Here is a 12,681-nt window from a genome sequence, read left to right on the forward strand (position 1 = left end):
CAACAATGTATTAACTACCACTGCGCGAATAGACAATAGCCCTAAAAATTGGCGCAAATTTTACGGAGGGATGATTAGAGATGCAATGATTGAATATGCGGAATTTACAAAAAACTATTCAACGCGCGATGAAAAAAGCGGCAATAAAAACGGGCAGCTCAAGGGCTGCCCGATGGTAAACCGAAAAGCGGTTTTTATTTGAACAGATCGGCGCTGACGGTCAGGTTGCCGCCGCTCTTGTTCTGCCACTGGCGGGTGACGTGGTAGTACTTGGCGCCTTTCTCGGCCGCGCGTTTCGCCACTTCGGTGGAGACATCGGTCATGCTGTTGAAGTGGCCGGTGAAGGTGACGGAATCGAACGGCACCATCTGCGCGGCGGTCACGTTGTTCACTTCCTGGATCTTGGTGCCGTTAGGCAGCGTGACGGTATAGCGTTGGCCGGTAGAAGACTGGGTTTCAAAGAAACGACCCACTTCGCGGCTTGGCGAACCGGAAGACGCGACGCCAGGAATTTCGACTTTCGCGGCAGCGGCGCCGCCTGCGGCCAGTGCGGCGCGGCCGGCGTCAGAATCGGCCGGAATGGCGTCCGGGCTCTGCACGCGGCGTTTTGGCGCATCGGCCTTATAGATGTAGGCGGTAACGAACTGGTTGCCGCCGGAGTTGGCGTCAACCTGGCGCACGATGAAGAACGAGGCGGCGCCTTTTTTCTTCGCTTCTTTGGAGATAGCGTCGTTGATGTCCGGCTGGCTGCGGTAGAAACCGCTGACGCTCACGGTATCGTAAGGCTCCAGCAGATAGGCTTCCTCTTTAGGCAGTTCGTTCACGCCGTTAAATACGCGGTATTTTGGTGTTTTGCTCACTTCTGGCGCATCTTTATGATAAAGGTCTGCGGTGACGCGCCAGTTGCCGCCGTTGTTGCTGTTGTTGCTGTCCTGGATATAGAAGGAATCGGCACCCAGTTTGTCTGCACGGCGGGATACGGCGTCGACGGCTTCATTGATGGCATTGAAGCGGCCGGTAATCGTGATGCGATCAAACGGCTTCAGCGCCGCTGCTTTCTCAGGAGTTAACTCTTGCGCCGCATGAGCAGACAGCGCGGTGAGTGATAACAAGGCTGACGCGATGATCGTGGTCTTCAGCTTCATAAAAAATCCTTTCGCCTAGCGCATTAACGTTTATAACGTACTGAACTGTTTAAGTGTAATTCAGCCGTCGATTATTACATGTAATTCTGAAAACTGTCTCAGCATTTTATGTTATCCCGTGCGACAAATCGCCGACGGTGACGCCGGGCGCACGGATGGCGCCATAGCCATAAGTTTCCATAATAACGGCTTTGGTGTCATTAATGTTAATTATTCACAAAATGATAACTTTTATGCTTTTACACCGCGCATGGCCATAAATCGTTACGCCGGGCGTAAATCTCTTGTCACGCAGAATGCGCTGTTCTGTATGGATTTTTTCACAGTAAATTGCGATTTGTCATATCACGCGCGGCGTTTTTATGTAAAAACAGAGCTGAATGCGTAAGCAATTATGGATCATCGACCTTATTTTCAGTAGGTTATAGTTGGCGTCTGAAATCAGTGCGGGCAAGTTAATGCCACGCCCGTCGGTGACGCCGTGCTATGGGCAGGAAAATAATAAACATCATCCAAGACAGGTGAGAAGGGAACATTATGCGTATTGGTGTACCAAGAGAGCGGTTGGCCAATGAAGCCCGGGTCGCAGCCACGCCGAAAACGGTGGAACAACTGCTGAAGCTGGGTTTTACCGTCGCGATTGAACGCGGGGCGGGCAAACTGGCCAGTTTTGAGGACGTCGCCTACGAGGCCGCCGGCGCGGCGCTGGTCGACGAAAGCGAAGTGTGGCAGTCGGATCTGATTCTGAAAGTCAACGCGCCGCAAGACGACGAGATCGCCTTGATGCGCGAAGGCAGCACGCTGGTCAGCTTTATCTGGCCGGCGCAAAACCCCGAATTGATGGCCAAGCTGGCGGCGCGCAATGTCACCGCGCTGGCGATGGACTCGGTGCCGCGCATCTCGCGCGCCCAGTCGATGGACGCGCTGAGCTCGATGGCCAACATCGCCGGCTACCGCGCGATCGTCGAAGCGGCGCATGAGTTCGGCCGTTTCTTCACCGGCCAGATCACCGCCGCGGGCAAAGTGCCGCCGGCCAAGGTGATGATCATCGGCGCCGGCGTGGCCGGCCTGGCGGCGATCGGCGCCGCGGGCAGCCTCGGTGCCATCGTGCGCGCCTTCGATACCCGCCCGGAAGTGAAAGAGCAGGTGCAGAGCATGGGCGCGGAATTCCTCGAGCTGGATTTTGAAGAGGAAGCGGGCAGCGGCGACGGTTACGCCAAAGTAATGTCCGAAGCCTTTATCAAGGCCGAGATGGCGCTGTTCGCCGCGCAGGCGGCGGAGGTCGATATCATCGTCACCACCGCGCTGATCCCGGGTAAACCGGCGCCGAAACTGATCACCAAAGAGATGGTGGCGTCGATGAAGCCGGGCAGCGTGATCGTCGATCTGGCGGCGCAAACCGGCGGCAACTGCGAGCTGACCGTGGCCGACACCATTACCGTGACCGACAACGGCGTGAAAATCATCGGCTATACCGATCTGCCGAGCCGCCTGCCGACCCAATCTTCGCAGCTGTACGGCACCAACCTGGTCAACCTGCTGAAGCTGCTGTCGAAAGAGAAAAACGGCGAGATCGACATCGATTTCGACGATACGGTGATCCGCGGCGTTACCGTGGTGCGCAGCGGTGAAATCACCTGGCCGGCGCCGCCGATCCAGGTCTCCGCCCAGCCGAAAGCGGCCCCCGCCGCCGCACCGGCCGCCAAACCCGAAGCCAAACCGACCTCGCCGTGGCTGAAGTACGGCCTGATGGCTCTGGCGATCCTGCTGTTCGGCTGGTTGGCGGACGCGGCGCCGAAAGAGTTCCTGTCGCACTTTACCGTGTTCGCGCTGGCCTGCGTGGTCGGTTACTACGTGGTCTGGAACGTCAGCCATGCGCTGCATACCCCGTTGATGTCGGTCACCAACGCGATCTCAGGGATTATCGTGGTCGGCGCGCTGTTGCAGATCGGCCATGGCGGCTGGGTGAGTTTCCTCTCCTTTATCGCCGTGCTGATCGCCAGCATCAATATTTTCGGTGGGTTCACCGTCACTCAGCGCATGCTGAAGATGTTCCGCAAGAACTAAGGGGTAGCAAATGTCTGGAGGATTGGTTACAGCTGCATACATTGTTGCCGCTATTTTGTTTATTTTCAGCCTGGCGGGCCTGTCGCGCCATGAAACGTCGAAGCAGGGCAACCTGTTCGGCGTCGCCGGCATGGCGATCGCGCTGATCGCCACCATTCTGGGGCCGGATTCCGGCAACGTCGGCTGGATCATCATCGCCATGATCATCGGCGGCTCGATCGGCGTCTATCTGGCCAGGAAGGTCGAGATGACCGAAATGCCGGAACTGGTGGCGGTGCTGCACAGCTTCGTTGGCCTGGCGGCGGTGCTGGTCGGCTTCAACAGCTACCTGGATCACGGCGCGCCGATGGAGCCGGTGATGGCGAACATCCATCTGACCGAAGTGTTCCTCGGCATCTTTATCGGCGCGGTCACCTTCACCGGTTCGATCGTCGCCTTCGGCAAGCTGCGTGGCATCATCTCTTCCAAGCCGCTGATGCTGCCGAACCGCCACAAGCTGAATCTGGCGGCGCTGGTGATCTCGTTCCTGCTGCTGGTGGCGTTCGTGCGTACCGACAGCGTGGGCTGGCAGGTGGTTACGCTGCTGCTGATGACGGCGATCGCGTTGGCGTTCGGCTGGCATCTGGTGGCCTCGATCGGCGGCGCCGACATGCCGGTGGTGGTATCGATGCTTAACTCCTACTCGGGGTGGGCGGCCGCCGCGGCGGGCTTCATGCTGAGCAACGATCTGCTGATCGTCACCGGCGCGCTGGTGGGTTCTTCGGGTGCGATCCTGTCTTACATTATGTGCAAGGCGATGAACCGCTCGTTTATCAGCGTGATCGCCGGCGGCTTCGGCAGTGACGGTTCGTCCACCGGCGACGCCGAAGAGATGGGCGAATACCGTGAAACCACGGCGGAAGAGGTGGCCGAGCAGCTGAAGAACTCCACCTCGGTGATCATCACCCCGGGTTACGGCATGGCGGTGGCGCAGGCGCAATATCCGGTGGCGGAAATCACCGAGAAACTGCGGGCGCGCGGCGTGAAGGTGCGTTTCGGCATTCACCCGGTCGCGGGGCGTTTGCCGGGCCACATGAACGTGCTGCTGGCGGAGGCGAAGGTGCCGTACGACGTGGTGCTGGAGATGGATGAAATCAACGAAGATTTCCCGGATACCGACACCGTGCTGGTGATCGGCGCCAACGACACGGTGAACCCGGCGGCGCTGGAGGATCCGCGCAGCCCGATCGCCGGCATGCCGGTATTGGAAGTGTGGAAAGCGCAGAACGTGATCGCGTTCAAACGCTCGATGAACACCGGCTACGCCGGCGTGCAGAACCCGCTGTTCTTCAAAGAGAACACCCAGATGCTGTTCGGCGACGCCAAAGACAGCGTGGAAGCGATTCTGCGGGCATTGCAGAAGTAAGTGAGCAACCAAAAAAACGGGCCGCTAAGCGGCCCGTTTTTTATGCGCGAGGGTTAATCTTCGTCGTCGTGCTCATCGTCTTCATCCGTCTCAATCGGGCAGTTGAAGTTCTCCGGCTTAATCACCAGCAGATCGCATTTCAGATGGTCGATCACATGTTCCGCGGTGTTGCCGATAAAGGCCGCCGAAATGCCGGTGCGGCCCAGCGTGCCCAGAACCACCACGCCGGCCTGCAGGTGTTCGGCCAGATCGGGGATCACCTCTTCCGGCAGGCCTTTTTCCACGTGGGTGAACTCTTCCTTAATGCAGAATTTCTGCCGCAGCGCCTTCATGGCGATCAGATGCTGGCCGCGGATGGCGTCGTTGTAGACGCTCGGATCGAAATCGGGCAGCTCGATGGCGATGTTGATCGGAGTAACGGGATAGGCGCCGACCAGGTGAACCTCGGTCTGGTTGACGTTCTGCGCCAGTTCGACGGTTTCTTGCACCAGTTTGATATTGAGCGGATCGTGATAGGGTTCTTCGCTGGCCAGGTTGACCGCCACCAGCGCTTTACCGCCTTCCGGCCAGGGCTGGTCTTTCACCATCCACACCGGGCAAGGGCATTTGCGCAGCAGGTGCCAGTCGGTGGGGGTGAAGATCACCGACTCCAGCCGGTCGTGCTGGTGCGCCATTTTCAGCAGCAGATCATGCTGGCCGGAAAGCACTTCCTGAATGATGGCTTCGAAGGGGCGGTTGTGCCAGACCACTTTGATTTCGATCGGCACGCCGTCGTTGAGGTAAAAGCGGCACTGCTCGTTGATCCAGGCGGCGCGTTGGCTGATCACACCTTGCCGCATCGCCGTTCTTTCGTCCGGGGAGAGCAGGGTCGTCATTTCGTAAGAGAAGTCATAAATGGGCAGGAAGGCTTTGATGCGCCCGCCGTTCCGTTTCACCAGGTACACGGCGCGGCGCAATGCCGGCTGGTCGTCCTGATTGGGGTCAATAGCCACCAGAAGATTCTGATACTTCGCCATAGGGCCTCCTTACAGCTGAAATCAACAGTCTGTTAATTTACAGAGTAACCCAACATTGAAAAACAGAACAACAACAGAAGCGGCGCCGGATCAACAATTTCAGTGAAATGTTGATCCGGCAGGAGAATCAGGCGTTAACGGACACGTTGATGCGCGGCGTACCGGCCAGCACCGACAGGGCGTCGGCGTTTTCGATGGTGATGTATTTGCCTTTCACGCTGAGGATTTCGCTTTTCTGGAAGCGGCCCAGCAGGCGGCTGATGGTTTCCACCGTCAGGCCGAGGTAGTTGCCGATGTCGCCGCGGGTCATGGTCAAACGGAACTCGCGCGGTGAGAAGCCGCGCTCCGCGAAGCGGCGTGACAGGTTGTAAACGAACGCCGCCAGGCGCTCTTCGGCATTTTTCTTCGACAGCAGCAGGATCATGTCCTGGTCGCCTTTGATCTCGCCGCTCATCAGCCGCATGATCTGCTGACGCAGGTTAGGCATTTTGCCGGACAGATCGTCGAGGGTTTCGAACGGGATCTCACACACCATCGAGGTTTCCAGCGCCTGGGCAAAACTCGGGTGCTTCAGACCGCCGATGGCGTCGAAGCCCACCAGATCGCCCGCGAGGTGGAAGCCGGTGATCTGCTCGTCGCCTTGCTCGGTGATGGTATAGCTTTTGATGGTCCCGGAACGGATCGCGTACAGCGACTTCAACTCGTCGCCGGCCTTGAACAGGGTCTGGCCTTTCTGGATGGGCTTTTTCCTCTCGATAATGTTGTCGAGCTGATCCAGCTCGTGGGCATTAAGGGTGAAAGGAATGCACAGCTGGCTGATGCTGCAGTCCTGGCAATGGATCGCACAACCACCAGACTGGATACGACGAATCACGCGTTTTTCCGGGATCATAGATTACGCTCATTCAATAATTGATATGAGTCAATTTTAACATCTTTTGCAGCAGCTGATAAGGGTGGCATTAGCATGAATAGGGGTATTGTGTGCGAATTTTGCGCACACATGCCGCCGATTATTCTGTATGGGACTGAAGTTATGAGCATTATTTGTGACTTATGCGTTTTATTCACACAAGTTATTGATAGTGCCAAAGCGGGGACGAGCGCGGCGTTGAGCAACGTGCTTTATTAAGCAGCGCCAAACAATGGCGCTGGATGAGCTCATCGCCGCGGCTACAGCAAACTTTTCGGCAGGTAGCCTTCATGCTGCAACAGCCACTGCTTGCGCTGTACGCCGCCGGCATAGCCGGTCAGCGCGCCCTGCGAACCGATCACCCGGTGGCAGGGCACCACGATGCTGATCGGATTCGAACCGTTGGCCATGCCGACCGCGCGCGAGGCGGTCGGACGGCCGATGCGTTGCGCCAGCTGGCCGTAGGTCAGGATCTCGCCGCACGGGATTTGGCGCAGCTGTTGCCATACGGTGCGTTGGAACTCGGTGCCGGCGGTCATCACCGGCAGCCGATCGATAATGCTCAGCTCACCGGCGAAATAGCGTTGCATCGCATCGGTCAGGCCGCCGGGATCGCGCTGCTCGCGCAGGATGAAGCGATCGGCGCGGTAGTGGGTATTCAGCAGCTTCATCAGGCGCGCTTCGTGATCGGTCCAGTCAATCGCCCGCAGGCGCCCCTGTTCATCGGCAATCAGCACCAGTTCTCCCACCGGCGTGGCGGTACGATCAATCAAAAAAGTCTGCATCTGGATCACTCCTCGGTTTGGTATGGCGATTATCGCATGAAAGCGGGGGAAGCGATGGCGGATTTCGGACATGCTGATGGGCAACCGCAGGGTTGCCCAAATAGCCGGCTCAGGGTAAGCCGTGGAGTCATTGTTCGATGAATTTATAAAATAAATTTATAAGTAATCAAGGCAAGTTGTGTTCTGTTTATTATTTCATCAGGCATTAACGCGTTGGCGTTACTTATAGCTGATGGTCACGCGCTTTAAATGGGGATCGTTATTCACTATTTCGCTGGTGACGGCAGAGACTAATTCTTTTGGCATCTCTTTTAACGAAGAGGAAATATATCCGTTCTGATATTCCGTCACTTTACCGAAGCAGTTGGAGACAAGCTGTTCATCCTGATGTGTGATGGTGCAGGCCGGGGTGGTAATGGCGCCGGTGAAGCGCACGACGCCGGAGGCGACCTGGCTGCCGGAAAGCGGTTTTGCTTGCAGAGCGAAGGGCAGAATGACCAATGCGCTTAATACGGCTAAGTAATGGTTCATACGCTGTTCCTCTCAGAGTAAAAAATACTGCCAATTAAAAACAAGCACGCTTGTTTTCATCAAATAATCAATTTCGCCTGGCGAAATAAAAACGAATGGGCAAAAATCCTACTGCCTGCATTCAATGAATTTGATAGTAAGGAGGTAGGGTGGGTAAAACCATGATTTGGATCATAGTGAAGGCCGGTTAATGATTTCCGGCGCGGACAGGGTAAAAAGGCTGTGATCGTTCTCTCAGGAAAGTGGGAAAGGGCGGGATGTTTTCGCCCCCGTGGCGCAACCGCAGGAACCGGGGGCGAGCGGGGGATTACAGCATACCGCTGCTGCCGCAGATGCGGATCTTTTCCGCCACCACTTCTTTCATCGCCAGCTTGCCGGGGACGATGTATTTGCGCGGGTCATTGGCATCCGGGTGCTGTGAAAAGTAGCTTTTCACAGCATCGGCAAAGGCGATTTTCAATTCGGTGGCGACGTTGACCTTGCAGACGCCGAGCGAGATCGCGCGCTTAACCATCGCTTCCGGAATACCGGAGGCACCGTGCAGCACCAGGGGCACGTCCACCTGTTCGCGGATCAGCGCCAGGCGCTCGAAGTCCAGCTTCGGCTCGCCGTGATACAGGCCGTGGGCGGAACCGATCGCCACCGCCAGCGAATCGATGCCGGTGGCGGCGACGAACTCGCGTGCCGCCGCCGGGTTGGTATAGAAGCTGTCCGCCGTATCGACGATCAGATCGTCTTCCTGCCCGCCCAGGCGCCCCAGCTCCGCTTCCACGCTGGCGCCGTAGCGATGGCACAGGGCCACTGCGGCGGCCACCTTGGCGATGTTCTGCTCGAACGGCAAATGCGAACCGTCGATCATCACCGAGCGGATGCCGCTTTTCACCTTGTGCTCGATGTCGTCCAGCGCTTCGTGATGATCCAGATGCAGCGCCAACGGCAGATCGTAGCGGTGCGCGGCAGATTGGCAAATGCCGATCAGGTAGTCGGTGCCGGCATAGCTGAAGGTGCCGGGCGTGCCGGCCATGATCACCGGGGAGCGCAGTTCGGCGGCGGTTTCCGCCACCACCTGCACGGTTTCCAGATTGTGGACGTTAAACGCCGGGACGGCGTAACCCTGACGCTGCGCCTTGAGCAGCATTTCTCGGTTGGCTATCAGATACATGGGATCTCCTTACAGCACCGGGGAAGGAAAACGGTAAATCGTCACGCCTTTCACCACCCGGTTGACCTCGCCGGTCGGGCAAGGATTGTCCGGGGTCAGCCCCAGCGCCAGCGAACTCTCGAAGGCAAGCATCTGGGTGAACAGCAGATACGGGAACAGCAGCCAGATATCGTCGGCCGCGTCGTGCATAGGCAGCAGGGCATCGGACAGGGGTTGGCGCTCGCCGGTCAATCCGACCAACTGCATCGCCAGCCCGTCGCGCTGCAGTTCGTTCCACAGATCGCGGTCATACTGGCGGGCATAGTCGCCGTGGGAGAACATCAGCACCACCAACGTCTGGCCGTCGACCATGAATTTCGGGCCGTGGCGCAGGCCGAGCGGCGAGTCGTAGCGCGTAACGATGCGGCCGGCGGTCAGCTCCAGCATCTTGAGCGAGGCCTCTTCGGCGAGGCCGGTAAAGCAGCTGCCGCCGAGGGTGATATAACGGCGGAAACCGCTGGCGGCCAACGCCTTCACCTGCGGCTGCAGCGTTTCGCGCAGTGTACGGCAGCGCTGCACCATGGCGTTGAGCGGCGCCTGGGCGGCCTCGAGCGAAGCCGGGCCGAGCAACAGCGCGGCGCTCAGCATCATGCAGCTGAAGCTGGAGGTCATAGCGAAGCTCTGATCGTTGGAGCCTTGCGGCATCACCAGCGAACAGACGTTACCACGCTGATGCGCATACTGCGCCAGCCGGCTGTCCGGGTTGCACACCAGCATCAGGTGATAGCTTTCCGGCAGCAACTGGTCGGCCAGCTCCACCGTCGCCACGCTCTCCGGGCTGTTGCCCGAGCGTGCGAAGGAGACCAGCAGCGTCGGCCGCTCAGGGTCGAGATACTGCAGCGGATTGGCGACGATATCGGTGGTGCCGTAGGCCGCCACGTCGCGGCCGGTTCGTTCGCGCAGCCAGGGCGCCAGGGCGCGGCCGGCGAACGCCGAGCTGCCGGCGCCGCACAGTACGATTTGCAGGTGCGGATTGGCCAGCAGCGGCGCCAGGAACGGCTGCCACTGCGCCTGTTGATCCTGCAATTGCCGGTGCAGCGCGGCCCACAGATCCGGCTGCTGCCAAATCTCTGCGGCGGTGTGCCAGGCGTTGCGCTGCTTCAGCCAATCCGCCTCGTAAGAGAAATACGCGTTCATGATGACAACTCCTTAAAAGCCTTGGTTAACGGTCGGCGATAATCACGTCGCTCCCTCTAATGGTGCAGCGCCTGTAGGCAAGCACCGATCCTGCACTGCTGCGGGTCGATAATTAATTCCCGGCGTGTTGCGGTATTGGGCATTAACGCAAACTCCGGATTTACCGGTAGCCGTGCCCGACCACGGCTTAATAAGCCGCGGCGATACCGACCGGAACGCTTTCAGTTAGTTATGGCGAATTACAGCAAACGAAACGCTGAAATGCAATCGGTTATTTTAAAAATACCTATATCTATCAGTTGGTTATATTTATTTTTGCTTTCGATTGAGCGGCAAGCGAAAGCGGTGTCAACGCAAAGTGAAAACGGCAAATTAGTTATTTATCAGTCGACAATTCTCGGCGTCTATTTATTCAGTCTGCCGATGACGAAAGCCGCAGCGGTAATTCGACAATCGCCGGGCTTTCACTGTTTTTTTATGCCGGCGCGCGTAACCGTGCTGTTCCGCGTACGCCGCTAGCGGCGCCGATGTGAGGGCAAGTGGGGGCGAAAATGCGTCTTTCGCTCCCAAATCGCCATTACTTTGCTATACCTGATAGTCGATGGATTCATTTTATTGTCATGTAACTGACACGTCAGAGTCACGGCTCTGGCTTAAGTTTGCAGCGACTACGTCAGGAGATAACGCGATGTTCAGCCTGGATTCTCTGTTGCAAGATGCATTTCCACACCGCAATACCCCTGCCTGGCAGCGCAGCCTGCTAAGAACCCTTCTCTTCGAAAAAGAATTCAAACAGTTCGCCGCCGACTATCCCCACCTGAAAGGTCTCGATCTGATCGAGCAGGTGGTGGACTACTTCAACCTCAGCTGCGAGCTGGTGGACGGCGATCTGGAAAACATCCCGAGCCAGGGGCCGGTGGTGCTGGTGGCCAATCACCCGATCGGCTCGCTCGACGGCCTGGTGCTGCTGCGCGCCGTCGCGGCGGTGCGCCCGGATGTGAAAGTGGTGGCCAGCCAGCTGCTGACCTACATCGAACCGCTGCGCAACCTGTTCGTGCCGGTGGATAACGTCGCTTATAAAACCAGCCGCAAACAGATTGAAGGCATGCAGCGGCAGCTGGACAATCAGGGCGCACTGATCCTGTTCCCGGCCGGCGAAGTGTCGCGCATGAGCCCGAAAGGCATCCGCGACGGCCACTGGCATACCGGTTTTCTGCGCCTGGCCGCCAAGGCGCGGGCGCCGATCGTGCCGATCCACATCAGCGCGCGCAACAGCAACCTGTTCTACTTTACCTCGCTGGTCTACCGGCCGCTGTCGACGCTGCTGCTGGTGCGCGAAATGTTCCAGCAGCGGGGCGGGCGCATCAAGATCCGCGTCGGCGGCCGCGTGCCGTTCGCCAGCTGGCACGACGGCCACACCAGCGCCAAGGATCTGGCGGAGCGTTTTCGCCGCCACGTGTATCGCCTGGGCCAGGGCAAGCCGGGGCTGTTCGCCAGCGAATCGCCGATCGCGCTGCCGGAAGAGCGTCTGGAGCTGAAAAAGGCGTTGGCGAACTGCGAACGCTTGGGGGTGACGCCGGACGGTAAAACCATCTACCTCTATCGCCGCCACGACGAAGCGCGCACGCCGATCCTGCGCGAACTGGGGCGTCTGCGCGAGATCGCCTTCCGCGCGGTAGGAGAAGGCTCCGGCCGCCGCCGCGATCTGGACAGCTATGACGACGATTACTACCACCTGGTGCTGTGGGATGAGGAGGAGCTGGAGATCGTCGGCGCCTATCGCTTTATCCCCACCGCCGAACAAATCGAACGCAAAGGGCTGGAAAGCATCTACAGCAACAGCCTGTTCCACTACGATCGTGATATGGAGCCGATCCTGGTGCAGGGCATCGAGCTGGGGCGCAGCTTCATTCAGCCGGCCTATTGGGGCAAGCGCGGGCTGGACTATTTGTGGCTGGGCATCGGCGCCTACCTGGCGAAATACCCGCAGTATCGCTATCTGTTCGGCCCGGTGTCGATCTCCGGCGGCATGCCGCTGGCGGCGCGCGATTTGCTGATCGCCTTCTATCGGCTCTATTTCTCGCCGGACCACGCCTTCGCGCAATCGCGCCGGCCTTATCCGGCGTCGCTGCCGCAGGTGCTGGCGCAGTTTGCCGGGGATAACTACCAGGAAGATCTGGTGCGGCTGAAGAGCCTGCTCAGCAATATCGGCTGCTCGATCCCGACGCTGTACAAGCAGTACACCGAACTGTGCGAGCCGGGCGGGGTACAGTTTATCGACTTCGGCACCGATCCGGCTTTCAACAACTGCATCGACGGGCTGGTGCTGGTGGATACCACGCGGCTCAAGCCGTCGCGGTATCAGCGTTATATCGCGGTGCACCAGCCGCAGCCAGCCGAGACGGCATGACTACAGTCTGACTCATGCCTTTTTGATCTAAGCACGACCTTGGGGCCGGCGACGGGATAGCGCTACGATAA

General features: G+C 58.5%; 11 protein-coding genes. 4 read left to right on the plus strand and 7 right to left on the minus strand.

Going from position 1 to position 12,681, the window contains the following annotated elements; genetic code table 11:
• Positions 1–194: 194 nt before the first annotated feature.
• Entirely contained in the window at positions 195–1,145 is a 951-nt protein-coding gene (gene ydgH / locus ACJ8HN_RS05350; RefSeq protein WP_004938291.1) for a DUF1471 family protein YdgH, read from the minus strand.
• A gap of 537 nt (positions 1,146–1,682) precedes the next feature.
• Between ydgH and pntA the strand changes: the two genes are divergently transcribed.
• Together pntA and pntB are read left to right on the plus strand one after the other, a co-directional pair.
• On the plus strand, positions 1,683–3,212 hold the full coding sequence (pntA, locus tag ACJ8HN_RS05355) for a Re/Si-specific NAD(P)(+) transhydrogenase subunit alpha (protein WP_004938288.1): 1,530 nt from the start codon (positions 1,683–1,685) through the stop codon (positions 3,210–3,212).
• 10 nt (positions 3,213–3,222) lie between these two features.
• The gene (gene pntB, locus ACJ8HN_RS05360) at positions 3,223–4,617 is read left to right on the plus strand and encodes a Re/Si-specific NAD(P)(+) transhydrogenase subunit beta (protein WP_033634648.1); all 1,395 of its coding nucleotides are present in this window, start codon (positions 3,223–3,225) and stop codon (positions 4,615–4,617) included.
• Between the two features lie 53 nt (positions 4,618–4,670).
• On the opposite strand, the gene uspE is transcribed toward pntB, so the two are convergent.
• The 6 genes from uspE to ACJ8HN_RS05390 form a co-directional block, all read right to left on the minus strand.
• Complete coding sequence (gene uspE, locus ACJ8HN_RS05365) at positions 4,671–5,633, minus strand: universal stress protein UspE (protein WP_033648422.1); 963 nt, start codon at positions 5,631–5,633, stop codon at positions 4,671–4,673.
• Between the two features lie 127 nt (positions 5,634–5,760).
• On the minus strand, positions 5,761–6,525 hold the full coding sequence (locus tag ACJ8HN_RS05370; RefSeq protein ID WP_033634646.1) for an FNR family transcription factor: 765 nt from the start codon (positions 6,523–6,525) through the stop codon (positions 5,761–5,763).
• A gap of 281 nt (positions 6,526–6,806) precedes the next feature.
• A complete protein-coding gene (ogt, locus tag ACJ8HN_RS05375) occupies positions 6,807–7,331 on the minus strand; it encodes a methylated-DNA--[protein]-cysteine S-methyltransferase (RefSeq protein ID WP_048321621.1) in 525 nt (174 codons plus the stop codon).
• A 219-nt stretch (positions 7,332–7,550) separates the two neighbouring features.
• Positions 7,551–7,862 (minus strand): hypothetical protein, encoded by a 312-nt coding sequence (locus tag ACJ8HN_RS05380; RefSeq protein WP_033648420.1) that lies wholly within the window; start codon positions 7,860–7,862, stop codon positions 7,551–7,553.
• Between the two features lie 307 nt (positions 7,863–8,169).
• Complete coding sequence (locus tag ACJ8HN_RS05385; RefSeq protein WP_334282647.1) at positions 8,170–9,024, minus strand: tagatose bisphosphate family class II aldolase; 855 nt, start codon at positions 9,022–9,024, stop codon at positions 8,170–8,172.
• Between the two features lie 9 nt (positions 9,025–9,033).
• Entirely contained in the window at positions 9,034–10,200 is a 1,167-nt protein-coding gene (locus ACJ8HN_RS05390) for an SIS domain-containing protein (RefSeq protein ID WP_060438619.1), read from the minus strand.
• A 261-nt stretch (positions 10,201–10,461) separates the two neighbouring features.
• On the opposite strand from ACJ8HN_RS05390, the gene ACJ8HN_RS05395 reads away from it, so the two are divergent.
• Together ACJ8HN_RS05395 and olsF are read left to right on the plus strand one after the other, a co-directional pair.
• Positions 10,462–10,719 carry a hypothetical protein gene (locus ACJ8HN_RS05395; protein ID WP_442523127.1) on the plus strand — a complete coding sequence of 86 codons (258 nt, stop codon included), beginning with the start codon at positions 10,462–10,464 and terminating at the stop codon, positions 10,717–10,719.
• Between the two features lie 169 nt (positions 10,720–10,888).
• On the plus strand, positions 10,889–12,610 hold the full coding sequence (gene olsF, locus ACJ8HN_RS05400; RefSeq protein WP_407325833.1) for an ornithine lipid synthase OlsF: 1,722 nt from the start codon (positions 10,889–10,891) through the stop codon (positions 12,608–12,610).
• Positions 12,611–12,681 lie beyond the last annotated feature (71 nt).

This window comes from Serratia sp. CY29653 (genome assembly GCF_052169255.1).
In the GTDB taxonomy this organism is placed as follows: domain Bacteria; phylum Pseudomonadota; class Gammaproteobacteria; order Enterobacterales; family Enterobacteriaceae; genus Serratia; species Serratia sarumanii.